A 21325-nucleotide genomic window follows, 5' to 3' on the forward strand; every position below is an offset into this window, starting at 1 on the left:
AATCGAAACATGTGATATACGATGTAAAAGGTATTTTAGATAAACAGTTAGTAGATGGAAGATTGTAATGATCTCTGATCTTATTTAAAACTCATCAGTTGTCAATGATAAATAATAACGATTCTTTTATTCGTATAAAAACTCTTTTTACAACACCTGAACAACGAAAGGTCCCTGTTTTATCGAAAGTATATGATGATCATGAAAAATTGATATTGTATATAAGAAGTATTATGGGTGAGCGATTTTTATCTTCGGTAAAAGGTAAAAAAGTTTTTATAAAGCCTAATTGGGTTATGCATTTGCGTCGTGAAAATGAAGAAATTTGTTTGCATACGCATCATAATTTTCTTATTGCGGCTTTAACGGCGGTACTCGATGCAGAACCTTCGATGGTTACGATAGGGGATGCTCCGGTACAGGGTTGTAGTTGGAAACTTTTATTGAATGATGCATTTTATAAAAGAATCGATAATCTTAAAGATAGCTATAGGATTCCTATTGAAATAAAAGATTTCAGGCGAGTAACATTCGATATTCAAACACAGGAAGTTAAAAAAGACCAACATCCTCTGTCCGATTATCTTATTTTCGATTTGGGTGAAAACAGTTATCTCGAACCGGTTACCGACGAAAAGAAAGATCGGTTCAGAGTTGGAAAATACGATCCGAAAGAACTTTCTCATAATCACAGAAAAGGAGTCCATCGATATTGTATTATTAAAGACCTTTTCGAAGCGGATATCGTAATTAATATGCCTAAAATAAAAACACACCAGAAAACGGGTATGACGGGAGCTTTAAAAAATCTTGTCGGAGTGAATGGTGAAAAAGCGTATTTACCCCATCACATGTTTGGAGGTACGGCAATTGGAGGTGATTGTTATCCGGGAAAGAATTTGTTTCTCCATTTAAGTGAGAAATGTGCTGATAAAGCTTTTCCTAAACGTACAAAAAGAAATTACGATGTTCTTTTTTGGACATATCTTGGGGTTTTGTTTAGGGAGTTGTCATGTATTAAAAAAGATTGCAGATTATCCGGTAGTTGGCATGGTAATGATACTTGTTGGAGAATGGTTTTCGATTTGAACAAAATTGCCGTATATGGTAAAATAGACGGGACTTTATCCGACACGCCACAACGAAATTTGTATTCGCTATGCGATGGTATTATTGGCGGACAGGGCGATGGGCCTCTTTCTCCCGTTCCGTTGCCGTTGGGCATAATAAGCTTTACGAATAACAGTGCGCTGAACGATGTTTGTATGTCGACTTTGATGCAATATGATCTCGATAAGTTGAATATAACGAGAAATGCTTTTAAATTGATAAAAGATGAGTCTTCTTATACGATATATCTCGACGATAATATAATAACATTATCAGATCTATTACAATGGTCGATTCCTGTGGTACCGCCTCCTGGGTGGGAAGATTGTATATTATAATATAATTTATTTGAAGTAATGAAAGTTGCAATACATAATGGTCGTGGAAAACGCTATAGTTGGGATATTGCGTGGGTACAATATTGTAAAGAGAATAAAATACCATACATCGTTGTTGATTGCTATTCGTCTAATATTATAGAAGAGTTGAAAAAAAATGACGTAACGCATTTAATGTGGGCCTTTAGTCTGGCATTACCAAAGGATTTGCTGATGGCAAGGAATGTTCTTTTTTCTGCGGAAAAAATGGGGATACGGGTATTTCCCGATTTTAATACCTCCTGGCATTTCGACGACAAAGTTTCTCAAAAATATCTTTTAGAAGCGGTTGATGCTCCAGTCGTTCCTTCATGGGCTTTTTACGAGGAGAAAGAAGCATTGGAATGGTTACAGTCTGCGCAATATCCGTTAGTAGCCAAGTTAAGACGTGGAGCCGGTTCTTATAATGTCAGGCTGATAAGGAATTATGGTCAAGCCAAACGTTATTGTCGTAAAATGTTTCATAAAGGGGTACTTCCCACACCCGGCTATTTGGCCGATGGAAAAAATAAGTTGAAAGTTGCTTACCGAGGTGGTATAAGCGGGATTATAAATCGAATTAAAAAAGCCCCTACATTTTTTCGGCAAATACGGTATGGTCGGAATTTATTTCCCAAAGAAAAAGGATATGTTTATTTTCAGCAATTTATCCCGGGTAATACACATGATCTTCGTATTGCGGTCGTAAATGGTCGGGTGTGGGGATTCCACAGAAAGGTACGTGATAACGATTTCAGAGCCAGTGGAAGCGGTATTATCGATTATGAGATGGAAATCCCTTCTCATATTGTAAAAAAATCGTTGGAAGTAGCCCGGAAGTTAGGGACTCAAAGCGTCGCTTTTGATTATGTCAAAGATGTTTCAGGAAATTATTATATAGTAGAAATATCTTATGGCTATGTAGGTCAAGCGATATATGATTGTAAGGGTTATTGGGATAGTGATCTGAATTTTCATAAAGGTCATTTTTATCCGGAATCTTTGATATTAGAAGATCTCATATCCGATAGTCGAAATTGAAATGGTAAAGTATATTTATTTTTTTAAGAGAGGGTATAGATACTTTTTGTCGATTCTTCTGAATTTTATTTATTGGGGTAGATATAAACGTGTATATATTGGGAAAAATGTCATTTTGAGAGGTGATATAAATATCGGCAGAAAGAGTTTGCTTTTTGATAACGTTACGGTAAGAGGTAATTGCAGTTTGGGTGAGAATGTTATTTTGAGTGAGAATGTCGAAGTCAGAACTTCTACCTCTTGTATTTTTATCGACGACGGGTCTGCTGTAAATCGTAATAGTCTTGTAATCGGAAAGGTAAATATAGGTAAAAAATGTGCTATAGCTCCTAATTGTGTAATCGTTGGTTCTAATCATAGATTCACAGATTTATCAGTTCCCATTTGTGACCAGGGTGTTGAAACAAAGGGAATCGTTATCGAAGATGATGTGTGGATAGGAGCGAATGTAACAATTCTCGATGGAGTTTTTATTGGTGAAGGTACTGTAATCGGTGCCGGATCGGTGGTTACAAAGAACATTCCGGCTCGAAGTATAGCGGTAGGTAATCCTTGTAACGTTATAAAAACGAGAGACTAATGGGGCTTAAAGAAAAGGCTGTCAATGGTTTGGTTTGGACATCTACGGGGACGATCGGTGCCGGATTGATCAATTTTATTATAACATTGATTCTGGCCCGTTTATTATCTCCTACAGATTTCGGCCTTATAGAATTGCTGATTATTTTTACGGCTGTTTCAGATGTTTTTATCGATAGTGGTTTCAGCCAGGCTGTTATTCGAGATAAACATGCGACATCTACCGATCTTTCTTCGGTATTTTATATTAATATCGTAATTGCGTCTATTCTTTATACCGTATTATTCTTAGCTGCGCCGCTTATTGCCGGTTTTTATAATGCTCCGCATCTGATACCGCTATCGAGGTTTGTATTTCTTACTATAATTTTCAATTCGTTTTCAATAATACAAAATGCTAATTTTAACAGGCAGCTCAAATTCAGGCCTTATGCGGTTGCTTCTGTTGTCGCAATGTGTATTTCGGGTATCGTTGCCATAATATTAGCTTTAAAAGGATTTGGTGTTTGGGCTTTGGCAGTTAATATGGTAATGTTGTCATTCCTTCGCATGTTGATTCTATGGCTACAAAGCAGTTGGAGACCGAAACTGGTCATGAGTTATCATTCGATAAAACGGTATTTCGCTTTCGGAAGTAATCTTTTGATACAGGGAATTACCGATAAGATTGTTACGAATCTCGAATCGCTTGTTATCGGGAGGATATACAGTAAAGGCGATTTAGGGTATTTTTCGCAAGCCAGAAAGTTAAATTCGTATCTCGGGGAGACATCTTTTTCTGTTATTCAAAAAGTTACTTATCCGGTATTAGCCTCTATTGGGGACGATTATGAAAAGTTGAAAGCTGGATATCGGAAAATCGTAGGCGTAACGTTATTCTGTATGACTCCTATATCTTTTTATCTGGTAGCTGCGTCGGAAAATGTAATGGATGTACTTTTCGGATCACAATGGTTGCCTTCTTCTCCCTATCTCAGGTTATGGTCCGTTACGAGTTGGATCGTTATTCTATATTCGGTATTTATAAATATTTATTTAGTTACCGGTAAAAGCGGTCGTTTACTGAGATTGGCTTTTATAAGGCAGTTATTTCGGGTTCTGACAATTATTTTATTAGCACATATAAGTATTTATGTAATGCTATGGGGAATTGTGATAACGACTGTGATAACGGGTACTGTTTATATGTATAACGGTGGAAAACTTATCGGATATTCTTTGAAAGAAGTTTTTTACGATTTGTGGAAAACAGTGTTATGGGGAATAATAGCGGCAGTTTGTACATATGCAGTCGGAAATCTGATGGTCGGCTTCAGACCGGTTTATATTCTTTTATTGCAAGGGGTTACGATGTTAAGTGTGTATTTATTATCGAATCGGATTTCAAGAAATGAATATCTCGAAGAGTCATTACAGGTAGGAATGTCGCTGATTAAAAAAATGAAAAAGAAGTAACACAGTTGATTATGGGTAAAATAAAGTCTGGAATAAGGACGGTATTGTTATATAATGTTTTTAAAAACTGGCATTGGCTGCATTTGATATCAAAAAATATTAGACCGGCTATTGTAAGGTATTGCGGTGCAAAAGTAGGTAAAAATGTTTATTTCAGTGGAGGAATCCATATAGACAATAATGCCGAATATTTGACCATCGAGGACGATGTGCTTATTTCACCGAATGTTATGCTTTTATTCCATAAAAGAGATTTGCGTGGTTTTAAAAAAGGAGATATTTATAATAAAGTTCCTCATATAAAAAGAAATGTAAAAATTTGCCGTAATTCTTTTATCGGCATGGGTGCTGTTATCATGCCCGGGGTAACGATCGGTGAAGGAGCCGGAGTCGCGGCTGGAGCAGTTGTAACGAAAGATGTTCCTGCCTGGTGTATTGTTGCCGGTAACCCGGCTAAAATAATAAAAGAAATAGAATGAGTTATAAAAAAGAGATCGCGAAGTATGCAGGGATGTTGAATATACCTTGTTTTTTCGAGCTGCTACATAAGACTCCCCGCATAATTTTTTACCATGGGATAGAGAAAAAAACGATATCCGATAAAAGGGTACAAGCCAATCAAATGGATTTTTGTGTTTTTGAGAAACAGATTGAGTATCTCAACAAACATTTTCATTTTATTTCGATAGATGAATTTTATGAAAGATTTTCTTCTCGAAAACCATTTACGGGAAAAGAAGTAGTTCTTACTTTCGACGATGGATATAAAAATAATTATACGGTGGCGGCTCCTTTTTTGAAATCTCTGGATATACCGTTTACTGTTTTTATTTCGGCTGAAAACATCGATAAAGGAACGAGAGTTCCGACGTATTATGTGCGATCGGCGATATTTAATCCTCAAATTAAGCGAATAGATATCCCTTCATTGAAACAGGAATTTTCTCTTTCGAATGAAACTGAAAGGTTGTATGCGAATGATATTCTTATTCGTGCCGTTAAAACGAAATCTAACGAATTTGTACACTGTTTATTACAAGATATAAATTCACAAATATCAAATGATGTTAAAGCTGAAATGACAGAAAAATTTAAGTCGGAAGATTTGATGTCGTGGGATGATGTAGTGAATATTTCGATAATGGGAGCTACCATCGGTTCTCATTGTCTCGACCATGCGATATTGCATGGAAATCAAAAAAATGAAGAAATCGTACGGCAGTTGAAAGAAAGTAAAGCACTTATCGAAAAGCATGTCGGAAAATGTGATTATTTCGCTTTTCCAAATGGAGACCGGACTTCGGTTTGTGAGTTTGCACTTCAACAGACCCTTAAATATTATAAAATGGGTTTTGCTGTGAACGGAAAAAGAGTGCGTCACCGAGAAAACACTTCATTTATTTCGCGTATCGGTATATGCGACGATTTTTATGCCTTTAGAACCCAATTTTCTATTTTGTCGGTATGATTAGCAGAGTTCCTGTAAATTTTTTTAGGACTTGGAGGTTTTATCTATTTTTTCTAATTCTGGTATTTACCGGAATTTCTGTATTTCTGTCGAAAGGCTTTTCTGATTTTTTGAGTAGTTATCTGTTTCTTCCGGTATTTTTTGCTGTAGCTTATTATACTTATAAAGGGTGGATAAAAATCAGCCGTCGTACTTTTATATTTAACTTGTTTATCGTATCTCTGTTTATCAGAATATGCTCTGTCTTTATTTTGGTTACAATCTTAAATCATTATATCGGAATTCCTTTTTTGTCTTATAAAGACGATTATAATTATCATAATGCCGCTCTTGAAATTCTAAACCGATGGAAGGTGTTCGGAATGGGTTTTTATTCGGATATCTTTTTTTCAACGGGTTCATATTCCGGTTTTCCCAATTTCAGCGCATTTTTGATGAATATTTTCGGTGAATCGATATATGTTCCGAGAATAGGAAATGCTGTGGTTTCGTCCTTTACCTGTGTAATCGCATATAAAATATGCAGAACGTATGCTGATGAGTCGTCGTCGAGGCTTGTGGGAATTTTATTTATGGTTTCGCCGCTGGTGTTTGTATATTCGTCTTTACAATTAAAAGATACATTATTGCTTTTTTTTATATTGCTTGCTATTAAAGCAAATATAAACTTATTCTATAATCGTAAAATATTGACGTCGATTATTCTTGTATCTCTATCATACTTTTCAATGATATTCATTCGTCCGGCAACAATTGTTCCCATTGTAGGGGCTTATTTACTCGTTTATGCCTATTATTCGAAAAGAATGAAAAAGAGTTCTACTAAAATCATATTTCTTATACTTACAATCACATTGTTGATATACGGATGGAATTATATTAGTAATGTCGGAGGTATAGAATCGACAGATGTTTATTTCGGTTCGAGATTAGAATCTATGCAGACGCGGACAATATCGTCGAGTGATGCAAAAATATCGAATTTGGGTGTAGCGGAAATATTAGGGGCACCGCTATATTTGCTTATGGGCATATTTTTGCCTTCTCCGTTGATCGTCGATTTACCGGATGCCGAGACGATAAATTACGATTCATTCGCCATGGTTATGCATCTTTCTTTACTTCCGCTTTTGGTTGTTGCTATTTTGTATACATTAAAGTACCGGAAAACAATGCTGGTACCTATGTATATACTTATGATATTTATTCTGTTGAAAATAGGGCAGGCAAATTCGTTACTGACAATATTCTCGCCTCGGCAATCATTAGGTACTTTGATGTCGATGTATCTTTTACTACCGGTATATTTTACCGGTAGTAGAAAAATAAAATTACAGCGCGCTGTTTTTGCTTTATCTATTCTTATCACTATCGTTTATGCTGGTATAAGGTTATATACAAGAGGACTTATTTGATTTTATATGAACAATATCGCATTATTAACGGCTTGGAATCTACAGAAAGAAGAAGACTGTTATTGGATTGCAAACACTCATTACTGTTATCTCGAATTTATTTCGAAAAAGTACGATCAGGTTTATTTAATCAGTACAGTGAATGAAAAAATCGGTGTAAATAAAGAATTCAATAACCTGAATACTCTTCCGAATGTAAAAATCATGGCCTTACCTTATGTTTCCAGTTATATATCTTCACAGAAAAAGGTTTTAGCTTTTTATAAAATTATTAAGCAGGTATCGGCTGAGGTCGATTTTTTTTATACTCGGGTTCCCGATCCTTTTTGTTGGATGCCATCTTTACTTTTCGGGAAGAAAACCATTATGCATTTTGTAGGGGATGCGATAGATGCTACCAAATACAATGAAAAGTGGAGCAGTATAAAGAAAAAAATAATTATAGCCGGTTATTGGCCTAATTATTGGTTGACGTTGAAAGCTGCGAAAAAAAGTAAGGTATATACTAATGGCGGTCATTTGGCAGAACGGCTTAAAAAGTATAAGATAGATGCGACTCCGGTAATTTCCTCAACCATTAGAAAAGATTCTCTGACCTTGCCTTTACCCGATTTGTTGTCTCATACCGGTAAATTGCGGCTTATATATATAGGATATATACGTTATGCAAAAGGAATGCATTGCCTTATGAATTTATGGGAAGAGTTGCATAGACAGCATATTGATTTCCATTTCGATATGGTAGGAAATGGAGAAATGTTTGCAGATATTGAAACGTTTATAAATAAAAATAGTTTACAATCTTATGTAACCTTGCACGGACATATCGATAATCGATTGAAATTAAATGAGATGTTACGAAAATCAGACCTCTTTATCTTTCCTTCTTTATCCGAAGGTTCTCCGCGTGTGGTGATAGAGGCTATGGCTCAAGGCATACCGGTAGTTTCTACTCCGGTAGGGTCGTTGCCTCATTCTTTTGCAGAAAAGGAAGATATTCGTTTTTTCGACTATAATGATGTTGATGGAATCGTTTCGGTTATAAATGAATATTTGGAGAATAAAAAGCCCTTTTTACGTCAAAGGGATAATGCGTTTGAAAAAGTGAAAGAGAATTATACTATCGAATCTTTTTTATCTCAGATTTTTAAATCTTTCTAACGGTTTCTATGTGTATAAATGATTATAAACCATATCAATATGGTGCAATCTTTAAGGGTGCACCTCATTGTGAGCGACGTTTAACATCTGATGAAATAAAGTCTTTATTAGGCAAGAAGATATGGTTCGTCCGGAATGTTTTTGATTTTGACTGTAAAAATGAAACCTCTTTTTGGTATATCATAAATGATAAACCATTAAAAATTGAAGATTTATCGTCAAAGACCAGAAATCAAGTTCGTCGAGCGTTAAAGACTCTTAATATAAGAAAAATAGAAGCTGCAGAAATGCTACATGGGGGCTATAAAGTTTATAATGATTCATATAAAAGATATAAGAAAGTAACATCTTATCCTTTATCTGAAGAAAATTGGAGAAAGCATATAGAAATCGGTAATGTTAATTTTGAATATTGGGGGGCATATGAAAATAATACCGGTAAAATGGTTGCATATTCGGAAGTCTTAATTCAAAGTGATATGGCGAAATATACAGCTTTAAAAGGAATCCCAGAGTATCTTAATAAATATTATCCTTTTTATGGTTTATTATTTCAGATGAATGAATATTATATAGAAAAAAGAAAAATGTTGTATGTTACAGATGGGGCTAGATCAGTAACCGAACATAGTAATATACAGGTATTTTTAAATAAATTCAGATTTCGGAAAGCATATTGCAATCTTGTAATTAAATATGTTTTTTGGTTGAAGGTAGTGGTAAATATCTTATATCCTTTTCGCAGAATTATGCCTTTTAAGAAAATAAAATATTTACTTTATTTTGAAGCAATGCAGAGAGGGGCTTATTAAATATGAAACATAAGATTTTGTTGATGTATGCATGGTTTGTAAGGAGTCTGTTATTTTTTTTACCTGATGTCCCTTTATTGATGCGTTTCAGAGGTTTCTTATACGGATTAGGGATGAAAAAATGCGGTAAAGATTTCCAGGTGACACATGATGCAATTATAAAAGATTTACAAAATATTACTGTTGGTAGAAATTGTTTTGTCGGAAACGGTACAGTTTTAATGGGAAGCGGAAGTATTGTTGTCGGAGATGAAGTTATGTTTGCACCTCATGTTATAGTCATTAGTGGTAATCATACGTCAGAGAATGGATCTTATCGGTATGGCCGTGGGGATCGAGGCGCAATAGTTATAGGTGATGGGTCATGGGTAGCTGGAAATTCAACCATTCAGAAAGATTCCGTATTACCTGAAAATTCGGTCTTATCGGCAAATAGTTTTTTGAACAAATGTTTTGATATTCCGGATGCTATTTACGGTGGAGTTCCAGCTAAATTATTGAAAAAGAAAAATATATAAATGTTAAGAATCGTAGGGGACATAAATTTAACCGATGGCTTTTTCGATACAGGTTTTGGGATAGGAAGCCGGATGGCGAAAGGAGAAGATCCGTTCAGATATCTTAAGAGGAGAGATGGGGATTTCTGGATTGGAAATTTGGAATGTGTTTGTGCCGATATTTCCATTGAGAAGGGACTTTATGGAAGACAATTTATAGTGTCTCCTGAACATTTGAAACAAATACGCCATTTCGATCTATATGGAGTCGCTAATAATCATGTGATGCAACACGGAGAAGAAGCATATAAAAGTATGTTACAGTATATTCGTACGGTTGGATCACAGTATGTAGGATCGGCAACGAAGAAAAGCTTTACGTTTGTGCATCAAGGTCGTAATGTAGGTATTATAGCTTTTAGTCAGCGACCGGAAAATTTTTCTAAAAATCCTCTTTATTGGTCGATGCCCGAATATGAGAAAATAGTTATAGAATTGCAATTGATCGCTGATTGTGATTTTAAAATTGCATATATTCATTGGGGTAATGAGTTTATAGGTTATCCTTATAATGACCAGCAGCAATTTGCACATTGGCTTGTAGATATCGGTTTCGATCTTGTCGTAGGAATGCATCCTCATGTACTACAAGGTTATGAAATATATCGGAATAAATATATTTTTTATTCATTGGGAAATTTTGTATTTAATATGCCTTGGGAACCTACTAAGTATTCGATTGTATTAAATGTCGATTTATCAGACAAGCCGGCTATTTCTTACGATTATATACATATCGGAAATGATTGTTTCCCGGTATATATTTTATCAGAAGAGGTTCCTGAAAGATTGAGATTTGAATATTTGAATCGTTTTATTTTATTAAACCGGGAAAATGAGTTGTATTATAAAACGGTATTTAAAAGCATGAATACATACCGTATACATAATTATATAGGGATACTCAAAAATATTTTTCGATATAAATATTCTGATTTTCAGGTAATTTTTTTTGATTTTTTGAAAAGAAGAATGGCTAAAAAAGAAAATTGATTACGATGCGGTTATATACTTATCTGTTAGAAAAAATAATATTGCCTTTGGGAAGTATTATCAGTGGAAATTCTTTTTCGACATATTTAAGTTATTTGAGACGGTGTGACAATATGTCGGCCTTTGAGCTGGAGGCGGTGCAAAAAGAAAAGTTGGATAAGTTACTTAAATACGTGTTAACTGATTGCGAATATTACAAATCATATGGAATAAAAGAAAAGGAAGATCCGTATTTAACGATTAAAGAATTTCCTATTCTTACTAAAAATCTGTTAAGAGAAAATGAATCGAGGTTATTGACCCGTCCTGTTTCGAAACTGATTCGGTGTAGTAGCAGCGGTTCGAGCGGTTTGCGTACGTCTATTTATTTAACAAAGAAAGAATTAGGTATTCCGCAGGCAACTCAATTGCATTGGTGGAATTGGGCCGGATATCATTCGGGAGAAAAACTTTTGCAAACAGGTATAACTCCTTCGAGGGGATTTGTTAAAAAAATAAAAGATATCTGTTTCTATACGATTTATGTCCCAGCTTTTTCACTGACTGAACAGCAGGTCGTTGAAATTCTGAAATCGGTAAAAAGAGGGAATTATACACTGGCCGGATACGCTTCGTCTCTTTATGTATTTGCATGTGCTGCAAGGGAGCAGAAAATACACGTTACATTTAAACGTGCATTATCCTGGGGTGATAAACTTTTTGAACATTACCGTAAGGAAATAAGGGATGTTTTTAATTGTGAAGTTTATGATACATACGGTTGCAGTGAAGGAATGCTGATGGCAGCCCAGAAAGATCTTCCCTATATGTATATAATGACTCCCAATGTTTATATCGAAATTGTGGATGATGAGGGGAATGAAGTCCCCGACGGTACAATGGGACATGTATTGGTCACTAACCTAAATGGATATGCAATGCCCCTTATTCGTTATAAATTAGGAGATCTCGCCGTAAAATTACCTTTGGAAAAATATCCTGATAAGAGAAAATTAAACTACCCATTATTAGAAAGGGTAATAGGGAGAGATACCGATCTTGTTAAAACGAAATCGGGAAAGATAATGATTGTACATACCTTTACCGGAATTTTTGAGTTTTATAGGTCGATCAAGCAGTTTAGGGTAATACAAACCGAAATGGAGGGTATCGATATTGAATATATTCCTTCTGAAACGTTTGCAGATGCTGAGTTGATGAAGATAGCGAATGACATATACGAAAGAACCGGAGAAAGTAGAGACTCATTTTATATAAATTTTAAAAGGGTAGATTATATCCCTCCGACGAGTTCAGGAAAACCGCAAATAATAAAATCATTGTTAGGAAACAAGCTTTAATAAAGTAGTATGGTTTCTGTTATTTGTCCCGTATTTAATGAAGAGAAATACATTGTAAAATGTATTGATTCGATTGTGGATCAGGATTATCCGAAAGATGATCTTGAAGTTTTGTTTGTAGATGGAATGAGCATCGATAAAACTCGGGAAATTATTTTGCGGTTCGGAGAAAAATATAGTTGGATAAAATTATTGGATAATCCGGATAAGATTGTACCTTATGCGATGAATATTGGTATTGAGGCTGCAAAGGGCGATATAATAGTACGTATAGATGCACATTCGTATTATGCTTCGAATTATATTTCGGCTTTAGTGATGGGATTGTCTGTATATAATGCCGATAATATCGGCACTGTTTGCCGTACCGATATCTTGAATAAAACGGCTAAAACTTTGGCGATAAAAGAAGTTCTGAGTAATAGGTTCGGAGTCGGGAATTCTTTGTTTCGTACCGGAATTACTACGGTACGGGAAGTGGATACGGTTCCCTTCGGTTGCTGGCGGCGTGAAGTTTTCGATAAATACGGATTGTATGATACGAGGTTGGTTCGTAATCAGGATATCGAATTGAATAAACGAATTATCCGGGGCGGAGGGAAGATTGTTATTATTCCCGATTCGTATTGTACTTATCTGGCACGGGAAACATTTAGGGGGATAGCCGGAAATAATTATCAGAATGGTCGTTGGAATATCCTCACAGTGTATTATACGAAACAATTTGGTTCTTTATCGCTGCGGCATTTTATCCCTATGTGCTTTGTTTTATCTCTTATAATTCCGTTTTTGTTTTCTTTTATTTGGTACCCGTTTCTTTATTTATCGGCTTTATCGTTATTACTCTATTCGATATTGATAATAACGATCTCTGTCGGATTATCGGTGAAGAAAAGGCTTAATCTTTTTTATTTGCTTTCATCTTTTTTTATTATTCATCTCTCGTACGGTTGGGGTTCTGTTTCGGGAATTATCCGTATAATATTAGAGAAATTTAAGTTACATAAATCGAAATAATTACAATCATTTTTACTGTATGAAATTTCTTTTCGACCGGCTCGCATCGTTGCTCGGTCTTATCTTTTTGTGGCCATTATTTATTGTTATTGCTATAAGTATCCGAATTAAGATGCCCGGTGGACCGGTAATTTTTAAGCAGAAACGGATCGGTAAAGATGGGCATTTATTTACGATGTATAAGTTCAGATCGATGACGGTCGGCCATGCGGGAAGTTCTGTTTCTGTAGCGGGTGAGAGTCGCATAACGCCATTAGGGGCGAAACTAAGAAAATATAAGCTCGATGAATTACCTGAGTTATGGAATGTTTTTATCGGGGATATGAGTTTGGTAGGTCCTCGTCCGGATGTTCCCGGATATGCCGATAAACTTAGTGGAGAGGACCGGCTGATTCTGAAATTAAGGCCGGGTATTACCGGACCGGCGTCGTTGAAATATGCAAATGAAGAAGAGATACTGGCTAAAGTCGATAATCCTGTAAAATATAACGATGAGGTAATTTTTCCCGATAAGGTAAAAATAAATCTCGGATATTATTACCATCATTCCCTGGCCGGAGATATAAAACTTATTTTCAGAACGGTTTTCCGTTCTTCCGGGAATAAATGAGAGTGTAGTGTCTATAATCTTTCGAATTAAAATATTTATGCTATGAAACAGCGTATCTATCTTTCGCTTGCTCATATGGGTGGTCGTGAGCAGGACTTTATAAAAGAGGCTTTCGATACTAATTGGGTCGTACCGCTCGGACCGAATGTAGATGCTTTTGAAAAAGAATTGTCGGCGTTTTTAGGACAGGATCGTCATGTAGTCGCTCTTTCTGCCGGAACTGCAGCTATACATTTAGGCTTATTGTTGTCGGGTGTGGAAAAAGGGGATGAAGTGATATGTCAATCTTTTACTTTTGCTGCTTCTGCCAATCCCGTAACTTATTTAGGCGCTACACCGGTTTTTGTCGATAGCGAATCTGAAACATGGAATATGTCTCCCGAATTTTTAGAAATTGCAATAAAAGATCGTATTGAAAAAAACGGTAAGAAGCCGAAAGCTATATTACCGGTACATTTATATGGGATGCCGGCCAAAATGGATGAGATTATCTCGATTGCCCGAAAATATGAAATCCCGATAATGGAAGATGCTGCTGAGGCGATCGGATCGGAATATAACGGACGAAAATGCGGGACTTATGGTGAATTTGGTGCTTTGAGTTTCAATGGTAATAAAATGATTACTACATCGGGAGGTGGGGCTTTGGTATGTCGTACTGAAGAAGAAGCTCACCGGGCTATGTTTTTTGCGACACAGGCACGCGAACCCCGTCCTTATTATTATCATGAGTATATCGGTTATAATTATCGTATGAGTAATATTTGCGCAGGCATAGGGCGAGGGCAGATGCTCGTATTGGATCGGCATATTGCCAGGCGACGGGAAATACATAAATTATATACCGTATTATTGGGAAATATACCTGGAGTAAAAGTAATGCAAAATCCGTCCTTTGTTTTCGATTCTAATTTTTGGCTTACTTGTATTACGTTAGATCGTCAGGTTTGTAAAGTTACGCCTGATGAAATTCGGAAGCATCTTGAACAGGAAAATATCGAATCACGTCTTTTATGGCGTCCGATGCATATGCAACCGGTGTTTAAGGACTGTCTTTTTTATGGAGACGGTACGTCGGAACAGTTATTTCAAGATGGATTGTGTTTACCTTCCGGATCGGTTTTATCAGATAATGATATTGCAAGAGTCGTAGAAGAAATCGGTAAAATCATATCTCGTTGAATTTCCGATACCGATAAAAAGCTTTGTATATGCACTCTAAGACAGAAGATATTATTGTAGAATCGGTGGGCGAAATGTCTTCGTCTATGATCGAATATCATCTGAAGCGTTTAAATGCTTTCGAATGGAACATTTCCGGTTGGCATGAAAATACGTATCGGTATGTTTTTCGTCGTTTTGTACGGTCGAAGCCGAAAACTTTACGCGAGAAGTATGAAATGTTAAAAACATTTTCGTCTCCCGGAATATCAGATTTGGCAGAGGAAACATCAGCTGTGACGAAAGATTTTGTCTTGTATACTGTTGTAACGAAGCAGGTACAGGCGATAGGGGAAGAGTATATCGCTGGAATAACCGAGAATGCCGAAAAATATCTCTGCTTGAAAAATGCGAATGAAATATATCGTTTTCAGGATGTATATCAAAAATATTCCGATCCTTACCATCAGCTTAAACTGGCTTGTAAATATGCTGTGCGTAAGAAATGTACCTTACTGATCGCGAATTTGGGAGACGTGTTATTCGATGCTTTGTTTTATGATATCATTAATAATTATGGGTGTGAATTGCAGGCTGTCGATTTCCCACTGTTAAATCGTAAGAACTTACCGGTATTTTTGGGTTTGGCTTTGTACAAGGATATAAAACAGCATGATATGAAAAAAAAGAAACCCGGTAAAAGAAATATTTAAAGAAGTATTTTATTCTATCTAAAAGGGAAGCATATATTGTAAAATATATGCTTCCCTTTTTGCGATTTTGTATTCGGTTATTGAGAAAGTTTTATGCTTTCTTAATGATTTCCATTCCTTTTAATATTGCTTGTTCGTTCATCGGAATAAGTTTGTGATGACGCTCTGGCAGTGATTTCTTTAGTCCTAACAATACATTTTCGAGTGTAACCATCGGTTTTACTTTCAGAAGACCACCCAAAACGATCATATTGAACGCTTTGGAATTTTCCATTTCGATGGCTGTATTCATGGCATCGATGCTGTATATGTCTATGTCTTTACGGGTGGGTGCGTGATGTATTCCGTATCCGTCGTAAATAAGAATTCCGCCGGGCTTTACTTTACTTTCGAATTTTTCGAGCGAAGGTTGGTTCAATATAATAGCGATATCGAAAGCGTTGAGTACGGGTGAACTAATACGTTCGTCGCTTAATATTACCGTTACATTAGCTGTTCCTCCTCGTTGTTCGGGACCGTATGAGGGCATCCAGCTTACCTCTTTATTTTCCATCAGTCCTGAGTATGCCAGGATTTTTCCCATCGAGAGTACTCCTTGGCCACCGAATCCGGCTATGATTATTTCTTCTTTCATACGTGCTGATTTTTGGGATTATTCATTTTTCAGGTCACCTAACGGATATTTGGCAAACATGTTTTCTTCCATCCATTTATTCGATTGATCAGGAGTCATTTTCCATCCTGAGTTGCAAGTCGATACGATTTCTACCAGTGATGTCCCTTTTCGGTTCATTGAATTTTCGAATGCTTGGCGTAATGCTTTTTTAGCCTTTCTTACAGCCGCCGCCGTATGTACGCTTTGGCGGGTTACGTAACAAGCTCCGTCGAGTTTTGCGACAAGATCAGATATTTTTAAGGGATAACCATTGAGTTCTACATTACGACCGTAGGGGGTAGTAGAGGTTTTCATGCCTTCGAGTGTCGTAGGAGCCATTTGTCCTCCGGTCATACCGTAAATACCGTTGTTTATAAAAACAATAACGATATTTTCCCCTCGGTTGCAGGCGTGAATGGTTTCGGCTGTGCCTATCGCTGCGAGGTCTCCGTCTCCCTGATAAGTGAAAACCAGTTTTGACGGATTGAGGCGTTTAATCGCAGTGGCTATAGCGGGAGCACGGCCATGGGCGGCTTCCTGCCAGTCTATATCGATATAATTATAGGCAAAGACGGCGCATCCTACGGGAGCAACTCCGATAGCTTCTTCCTCGAGCCCCATTTCTTCTATTATTTCAGCAATGAGTTTATGCACTACCCCATGGCTGCATCCCGGACAGTAATGCATCGGGTTATCGTTCATCAGTCTGGGTTTGCCGTAAACCAGATTTTCGGGTTTTATGATTTCGTTTACATCCATAGTTTTCAGCATTACATTAATTTTTCTTTCAGAGCGGCTAACACTTCATCAGGGGTAGGTACAATTCCTCCTAATCGTCCGAAATGTTCTACTTTCACTCGTCCGTTTACTGCCAGGCGCACATCTTCTACCATTTGACCCGCGTTAAGCTCGGCAGAAAGCATCCCTTTAACTTTACCGCCGTATGAAGCGATGATATCGGTCGGGAACGGCCATAATGTGATCGGCCGCAAAAGACCTATTTTTAATCCTTCTTCACGTGCGAGTTCTATGGTTTTCTGACATATGCGAGCCATAGATCCGAAAGCTATAATAAGGTAATCGGCATCTTCGCAATTAATTTCTTCATAACGAACTTCGTTTTCAGTGATTTTTTTGTATTTCGCCTGAAAACGAATGTTATTCTGTTCCATTACTGCGGGATCTAACTCGAGAGAAGTAATTACATTGCGTTTGCGGTTTCCTTTTTTGCCAAGGGTAGCCCAAGGCATTTGTTCTCTGATTTCTTCTTCGGTACGGCGTTTACGATAGGGTGGCAATACTACTTTTTCCATCATTTGGCCGATAATTCCATCGGCAAGTATAATGGCCGGATTGCAATATTTAAAAGCAAGATCGAATCCTAAAGTAACAAAATCAGCCATCTCTTGTACCGATGCCGGAGCGAGAGTTATGAGTCGGTAGTCTCCATGTCCGCCGCCTTTTACGGTTTGGAAATAATCTGCCTGGCTGGGTTGTATGGTTCCCAGACCGGGACCACCCCGCATAACGTTTACGATGAGGCAGGGTAGTTCTGCACCCGCCAGGTATGAAATACCCTCTTGTTTGAGGCTGACACCGGGACTAGACGATGAAGTCATTACGGCTTTTCCGCAACCTGCACCTCCGTAAACCATATTTATAGCGGCAACTTCACTTTCTGCCTGCAATACGACCATCCCGGTCGTTTCCCAGGGCTTTAGTTCCATTAATGTCTCCATTACCTCGGATTGCGGAGTGATAGGATAACCGAAATATCCGTCGGCCCCGCTACGGATAGCGGCATGTGCGATGGCTTCGTTTCCCTTCATTAATTTTATTTCTTCTGTCATATCGGTAAGTTCTTATGTTAAGTTCAAATGACGGGAATTCCCATAGTTATAATTTCACTTTATATATGGTAATACATCCGTCGGGACATACGTAACCGCAACTGGCACACCCTATGCAGTTATCGGGATTTTTCATATAAGCGTAATGATATCCTTTATCGTTTACCTCTTTGGGTTGAAGAGCCAGTACATCGGCCGGACAAGCGACAACACAGAGTTCGCATCCTTTGCAACGATCGTTGTTTACCACAACAGCTCCTTTTACTTTAGCCATAATCAAGTATTATTTTTTGTGTCATGCAAAATTAGTGTTTTATTCGCAAAATTTCTTCCGGGCTGTTTAATAAAATTTAAAATAGAAGTATCGAGTAATGTAATTATCATGTTGACAAAGAGTTGTGTCTCGTGTTTTTATCGGACTTTACCGATGGAAAAGAGTCTCTTTTGTATATGCATATTTATTATAAAAGAGGAATAAATATACGATTTTTGAATTTTAATCGATAAAACGTTTTACGATTTCGTCGTATTTGTCTATGCGTCTGTCGCGCAAGAAAGGCCACCAGCGCCGTACATTTTCGGAGCGGTTGAGATCGATATCGACAATAAGATTCTCTTCTTTGTCATTCGATGCTTCGGCCAATAATTCTCCCTGAGGACCGGCGACGAAGCTATTACCCCAGAATTTTATTCCGTTGGTTTGTCCGGAAGGATCGGGTTCATGTCCGACCCGGTTAACCGAGATTACCGGAAGTCCGTTTGCCACTGCATGCCCACGTTGCGAGATAATCCATGCATCGAGTTGTCGGGCTTGTTCTTCTTGAGTATCGCTGCTTTCCCAACCGATAGCGGTAGGATATATTAAAATATCGGCTCCTTTTAATGCCATCATTCGGGCGGCTTCGGGATACCATTGATCCCAGCATATTAATACTCCTAAGGTTCCTAAAGAGGTTTTAATGGGTTCGAAACCCAGATCTCCCGGAGTAAAATAGAATTTTTCATAATAAGCCGGGTCATCGGGAATATGCATTTTACGATACTTGCCGGCGATTGTACCGTCGGTATCGAATACAACTGCAGTATTGTGATATAAGCCCGGGGCTCTGCGTTCGAATAATGATGTAACCAGCACTATTTTTTCTTCATAGGCTAAATTCCCATAAAATTCGGTAGATGGGCCCGGAATAGGTTCTGCGAGATCGAATAATTCTGTGTTTTCTGTCTGGCAGAAATAAATACTGTTGTGAAGCTCTTGTAATATGACCAATCGAGCCCCTTTTCGGGAGCATTTTTTGATGTTTTCGGCAAGTCTTTTTTTATTTTCTTCTATGTCGTTTCCCATACTTAGCTGTATGAGAGCGGTTTTTATCGTTTTATCTTTCATACGGTTTTTATTTTATTACTCCTTGTGGATATTGCATGGTTACACAATGTAAAGAACCGTGCTGTTTTATAAGTGGAAGGCAATCTATTCCGATAATTGTACGATCGGGAAAGGCTTGTTGTAAAATTTGCCCGGCATTTTGATCATTTTGCGGTTGATTATATGTAGGATATAATACCACACCGTTTAGAATTAAAAAGTTGGCATAAGTTGCAGGTAGTCGTTCTCCGTTTTCATAGCAGGCTTCGGCCATAGGTAAGGGGAGAAGTCTGAATGGTTTTCCTTCGTTGGTACGGAATGTTTTTAATTGTTCTTCCATTTTTTCTAAAGCGGTAAAATGTTCGTCGTTACGGTCGGTACATTTTATATATATTATTGTGTCTTCGGGGCATAAACGGGCCAAAGTATCGATATGGCTGTCGGTATCGTCTCCTGCCAAATAACCGTGATCGATCCATAAAATATGCTTTATACCCAGTTCAGATTTCAAATATTCTTCAATTTGTTTTTTATTCCATTGTCCATTCCGATTAGGAGATAGCAGACATTCACTTGAAGTAAGAAGGTTACCTTTCCCGTCGGATTCGATCGACCCTCCTTCGATAACGAAATTAAGCCGGTTGATATATTCGGCATCGAAAATGCCTTGTTTGTAACATGTATGTGTTATGAGATTATCGAAATTTGAAGCGAATTTCAATCCCCAGCCATTAAATTTGAAATCGAGCAATCGGGGCCTTCCCTCCTTTAGAATAGTTATGGCTCCGTGATCTCTCGCCCAAATATCGTTGGTATCGCATTTAACAAAACGTACATTATTTAAATTGACCGTATTTTTTATTTGCCGGATTACTGCATCGGGTTCGGGAGAAACAATGAGCAGTTTTTCACGCAGGCTGATTTCCCGGGCAATCTCAACAAAACATTTTTCAACTTCTTCGAGCATGTAAGCCCAGTCTGTTGCAGCGTGAGGCCAAGTTAATTGTATACCTGATTGATTTTCCCATTCAGCGGGGAAACGTATTATATCGGTCATGAATTTACCTCCTGTTTTGGTTTACGGTCGAAAAAAGGATTTTTTGAAGATACGCTCAACGGTAAAGCAATTATTTGATGACATTCTCCGAGAAGTCCGAGCCGTTCGGCAGCCCATCCGGCCGAAAACATGACTCGTGTATCGATTCGCAAATCAGCTGCTTTGGAACATGCCGAGCCTATGGCTATGCCTACATCTATCGAATTAATGGCACATGGAGTTTGTTCTGGTTTTTCGGCACAGGTAGAAAATCCGCAATAAGCGCAATTTAAGCCCTGTTTCTGTTCTTTCGTTCCGATAAGAATCAGAGCTTCGGCTTTTAATATATTATCGGCATCTCTTAGCAGGAATTTCATTCCGGTAAGTTCCGATATTTCGATCATTTCTTTCGAAAGTTTTTCAATATCTTCTCCTGTGATTGTAGCTATTTCTATTACATCTATCCCTTTCCCTTTGGGGGCGGTACGTGCGGCATTCATTATATGGCGTGCAGCAGACAATACCGATTCGTGTCGTGAACTCCTTTCATCGATGATCATATCGTTTATTTTTAAAGATATTTCTGCAAATATAGTCAATCTATTTTGTAAAATTGGGAGCATCTGTTGT

General features: G+C 37.4%; 23 protein-coding genes. 16 read left to right on the forward strand and 7 right to left on the reverse strand.

Annotated elements, in window-relative coordinates; genetic code table 11:
• Positions 1 to 104: 104 nt before the first annotated feature.
• The 16 genes from NMU02_RS12995 to NMU02_RS13070 all read left to right on the forward strand — a co-directional run bounded on the left by NMU02_RS12995 (position 105) and on the right by NMU02_RS13070 (position 15788).
• The gene (locus NMU02_RS12995; RefSeq protein ID WP_255028390.1) at positions 105 to 1448 is read left to right on the forward strand and encodes a DUF362 domain-containing protein; all 1344 of its coding nucleotides are present in this window, start codon (positions 105 to 107) and stop codon (positions 1446 to 1448) included.
• 18 nt (positions 1449 to 1466) lie between these two features.
• A complete protein-coding gene (locus tag NMU02_RS13000) occupies positions 1467 to 2507 on the forward strand; it encodes an ATP-grasp domain-containing protein (RefSeq protein WP_255028391.1) in 1041 nt (346 codons plus the stop codon).
• A gap of 115 nt (positions 2508 to 2622) precedes the next feature.
• Positions 2623 to 3087 carry an acyltransferase gene (locus tag NMU02_RS13005; RefSeq protein WP_255028392.1) on the forward strand — a complete coding sequence of 155 codons (465 nt, stop codon included), beginning with the start codon at positions 2623 to 2625 and terminating at the stop codon, positions 3085 to 3087.
• Positions 3087 to 4541, forward strand: a complete 1455-nt coding sequence (locus NMU02_RS13010; protein ID WP_255028393.1) for a lipopolysaccharide biosynthesis protein — start codon at positions 3087 to 3089, stop codon at positions 4539 to 4541. Before NMU02_RS13005 ends, NMU02_RS13010 begins: the two co-directional genes overlap by 1 nt.
• Positions 4542 to 4552: 11 nt before the next feature.
• Positions 4553 to 5020, forward strand: a complete 468-nt coding sequence (locus NMU02_RS13015) for an acyltransferase (protein WP_255028394.1) — start codon at positions 4553 to 4555, stop codon at positions 5018 to 5020.
• Entirely contained in the window at positions 5017 to 6009 is a 993-nt protein-coding gene (locus NMU02_RS13020) for a polysaccharide deacetylase family protein (RefSeq protein WP_255028395.1), read from the forward strand. The genes NMU02_RS13015 and NMU02_RS13020 overlap by 4 nt, the downstream gene beginning before the upstream one ends.
• A 110-nt stretch (positions 6010 to 6119) precedes the next feature.
• On the forward strand, positions 6120 to 7424 hold the full coding sequence (locus tag NMU02_RS13025; RefSeq protein ID WP_255028396.1) for a glycosyltransferase family 39 protein: 1305 nt from the start codon (positions 6120 to 6122) through the stop codon (positions 7422 to 7424).
• Positions 7425 to 7430: 6 nt separating this feature from the next.
• Complete coding sequence (locus tag NMU02_RS13030) at positions 7431 to 8585, forward strand: glycosyltransferase family 4 protein (RefSeq protein ID WP_255028397.1); 1155 nt, start codon at positions 7431 to 7433, stop codon at positions 8583 to 8585.
• A gap of 8 nt (positions 8586 to 8593) precedes the next feature.
• Positions 8594 to 9397: a hypothetical protein gene (locus NMU02_RS13035; RefSeq protein WP_255028398.1), complete on the forward strand. Its 804-nt coding sequence runs from the start codon at positions 8594 to 8596 to the stop codon at positions 9395 to 9397.
• 2 nt (positions 9398 to 9399) lie between these two features.
• A complete protein-coding gene (locus tag NMU02_RS13040; protein WP_255028399.1) occupies positions 9400 to 9915 on the forward strand; it encodes an acyltransferase in 516 nt (171 codons plus the stop codon).
• Complete coding sequence (locus NMU02_RS13045; RefSeq protein ID WP_255028400.1) at positions 9916 to 10947, forward strand: CapA family protein; 1032 nt, start codon at positions 9916 to 9918, stop codon at positions 10945 to 10947. It abuts the gene before it with no gap.
• A gap of 5 nt (positions 10948 to 10952) precedes the next feature.
• A complete protein-coding gene (locus tag NMU02_RS13050; RefSeq protein WP_255028401.1) occupies positions 10953 to 12287 on the forward strand; it encodes a phenylacetate--CoA ligase family protein in 1335 nt (444 codons plus the stop codon).
• 9 nt (positions 12288 to 12296) lie between these two features.
• Entirely contained in the window at positions 12297 to 13304 is a 1008-nt protein-coding gene (locus NMU02_RS13055) for a glycosyltransferase family 2 protein (RefSeq protein WP_255028402.1), read from the forward strand.
• Positions 13305 to 13323: 19 nt separating this feature from the next.
• Positions 13324 to 13914: a sugar transferase gene (locus NMU02_RS13060; RefSeq protein WP_255028403.1), complete on the forward strand. Its 591-nt coding sequence runs from the start codon at positions 13324 to 13326 to the stop codon at positions 13912 to 13914.
• A gap of 42 nt (positions 13915 to 13956) precedes the next feature.
• Entirely contained in the window at positions 13957 to 15096 is a 1140-nt protein-coding gene (locus NMU02_RS13065; RefSeq protein WP_255028404.1) for a DegT/DnrJ/EryC1/StrS family aminotransferase, read from the forward strand.
• A 29-nt stretch (positions 15097 to 15125) separates the two neighbouring features.
• The gene (locus NMU02_RS13070) at positions 15126 to 15788 is read left to right on the forward strand and encodes a hypothetical protein (RefSeq protein ID WP_255028405.1); all 663 of its coding nucleotides are present in this window, start codon (positions 15126 to 15128) and stop codon (positions 15786 to 15788) included.
• Positions 15789 to 15879: 91 nt separating this feature from the next.
• Here NMU02_RS13070 and NMU02_RS13075 read toward each other — a convergent pair whose 3' ends face one another.
• The 7 genes from NMU02_RS13075 to NMU02_RS13105 all read right to left on the reverse strand — a co-directional run bounded on the left by NMU02_RS13075 (position 15880) and on the right by NMU02_RS13105 (position 21255).
• A complete protein-coding gene (locus NMU02_RS13075; RefSeq protein ID WP_255028406.1) occupies positions 15880 to 16422 on the reverse strand; it encodes a 2-oxoacid:ferredoxin oxidoreductase subunit gamma family protein in 543 nt (180 codons plus the stop codon).
• An 18-nt stretch (positions 16423 to 16440) separates the two neighbouring features.
• Entirely contained in the window at positions 16441 to 17202 is a 762-nt protein-coding gene (locus NMU02_RS13080) for a thiamine pyrophosphate-dependent enzyme (RefSeq protein ID WP_255028417.1), read from the reverse strand.
• 11 nt (positions 17203 to 17213) lie between these two features.
• Entirely contained in the window at positions 17214 to 18293 is a 1080-nt protein-coding gene (locus NMU02_RS13085; RefSeq protein WP_255028407.1) for a 3-methyl-2-oxobutanoate dehydrogenase subunit VorB, read from the reverse strand.
• Between the two features lie 46 nt (positions 18294 to 18339).
• The gene (locus tag NMU02_RS13090; RefSeq protein ID WP_255028408.1) at positions 18340 to 18567 is read right to left on the reverse strand and encodes a 4Fe-4S dicluster domain-containing protein; all 228 of its coding nucleotides are present in this window, start codon (positions 18565 to 18567) and stop codon (positions 18340 to 18342) included.
• 222 nt (positions 18568 to 18789) lie between these two features.
• Entirely contained in the window at positions 18790 to 19680 is an 891-nt protein-coding gene (locus tag NMU02_RS13095; protein WP_290427149.1) for a carbon-nitrogen hydrolase, read from the reverse strand.
• Between the two features lie 7 nt (positions 19681 to 19687).
• A complete protein-coding gene (locus NMU02_RS13100; protein WP_255028409.1) occupies positions 19688 to 20716 on the reverse strand; it encodes an agmatine deiminase family protein in 1029 nt (342 codons plus the stop codon).
• Entirely contained in the window at positions 20713 to 21255 is a 543-nt protein-coding gene (locus tag NMU02_RS13105; protein WP_255028419.1) for a ferredoxin domain-containing protein, read from the reverse strand. The genes NMU02_RS13100 and NMU02_RS13105 overlap by 4 nt, the downstream gene beginning before the upstream one ends.
• Positions 21256 to 21325 lie beyond the last annotated feature (70 nt).

Origin of the sequence: Coprobacter tertius (assembly GCF_024330105.1) — a bacterium.
Lineage (GTDB): Bacteria > Bacteroidota > Bacteroidia > Bacteroidales > Coprobacteraceae > Coprobacter > Coprobacter tertius.

Excerpts from the sequence above, each read along its gene's own strand:
- NMU02_RS13075 (WP_255028406.1), bottom strand. The coding sequence starts at position 16,422 with ATGAAAGAAGAAATAATCATAGCCGGATTCGGTGGCCAAGGAGTACTC.
- NMU02_RS13000 (WP_255028391.1), top strand. The coding sequence starts at position 1,467 with ATGAAAGTTGCAATACATAATGGTCGTGGAAAACGCTATAGTTGGGAT.
- NMU02_RS13080 (WP_255028417.1), bottom strand. The coding sequence starts at position 17,202 with ATGGATGTAAACGAAATCATAAAACCCGAAAATCTGGTTTACGGCAAA.
- NMU02_RS13060 (WP_255028403.1), top strand. The coding sequence starts at position 13,324 with ATGAAATTTCTTTTCGACCGGCTCGCATCGTTGCTCGGTCTTATCTTT.
- NMU02_RS13085 (WP_255028407.1), bottom strand. The coding sequence starts at position 18,293 with ATGACAGAAGAAATAAAATTAATGAAGGGAAACGAAGCCATCGCACAT.
- NMU02_RS13055 (WP_255028402.1), top strand. The coding sequence starts at position 12,297 with ATGGTTTCTGTTATTTGTCCCGTATTTAATGAAGAGAAATACATTGTA.
- NMU02_RS13015 (WP_255028394.1), top strand. The coding sequence starts at position 4,553 with ATGGGTAAAATAAAGTCTGGAATAAGGACGGTATTGTTATATAATGTT.
- NMU02_RS13065 (WP_255028404.1), top strand. The coding sequence starts at position 13,957 with ATGAAACAGCGTATCTATCTTTCGCTTGCTCATATGGGTGGTCGTGAG.
- NMU02_RS13030 (WP_255028397.1), top strand. The coding sequence starts at position 7,431 with ATGAACAATATCGCATTATTAACGGCTTGGAATCTACAGAAAGAAGAA.
- NMU02_RS13090 (WP_255028408.1), bottom strand. The coding sequence starts at position 18,567 with ATGGCTAAAGTAAAAGGAGCTGTTGTGGTAAACAACGATCGTTGCAAA.
- NMU02_RS13105 (WP_255028419.1), bottom strand. The coding sequence starts at position 21,255 with ATGATCATCGATGAAAGGAGTTCACGACACGAATCGGTATTGTCTGCT.
- NMU02_RS13010 (WP_255028393.1), top strand. The coding sequence starts at position 3,087 with ATGGGGCTTAAAGAAAAGGCTGTCAATGGTTTGGTTTGGACATCTACG.
- NMU02_RS13100 (WP_255028409.1), bottom strand. The coding sequence starts at position 20,716 with ATGACCGATATAATACGTTTCCCCGCTGAATGGGAAAATCAATCAGGT.
- NMU02_RS13045 (WP_255028400.1), top strand. The coding sequence starts at position 9,916 with ATGTTAAGAATCGTAGGGGACATAAATTTAACCGATGGCTTTTTCGAT.
- NMU02_RS13050 (WP_255028401.1), top strand. The coding sequence starts at position 10,953 with ATGCGGTTATATACTTATCTGTTAGAAAAAATAATATTGCCTTTGGGA.
- NMU02_RS13040 (WP_255028399.1), top strand. The coding sequence starts at position 9,400 with ATGAAACATAAGATTTTGTTGATGTATGCATGGTTTGTAAGGAGTCTG.
- NMU02_RS13035 (WP_255028398.1), top strand. The coding sequence starts at position 8,594 with ATGTGTATAAATGATTATAAACCATATCAATATGGTGCAATCTTTAAG.
- NMU02_RS12995 (WP_255028390.1), top strand. The coding sequence starts at position 105 with ATGATAAATAATAACGATTCTTTTATTCGTATAAAAACTCTTTTTACA.
- NMU02_RS13095 (WP_290427149.1), bottom strand. The coding sequence starts at position 19,680 with ATGAAAGATAAAACGATAAAAACCGCTCTCATACAGCTAAGTATGGGA.
- NMU02_RS13020 (WP_255028395.1), top strand. The coding sequence starts at position 5,017 with ATGAGTTATAAAAAAGAGATCGCGAAGTATGCAGGGATGTTGAATATA.
- NMU02_RS13070 (WP_255028405.1), top strand. The coding sequence starts at position 15,126 with ATGCACTCTAAGACAGAAGATATTATTGTAGAATCGGTGGGCGAAATG.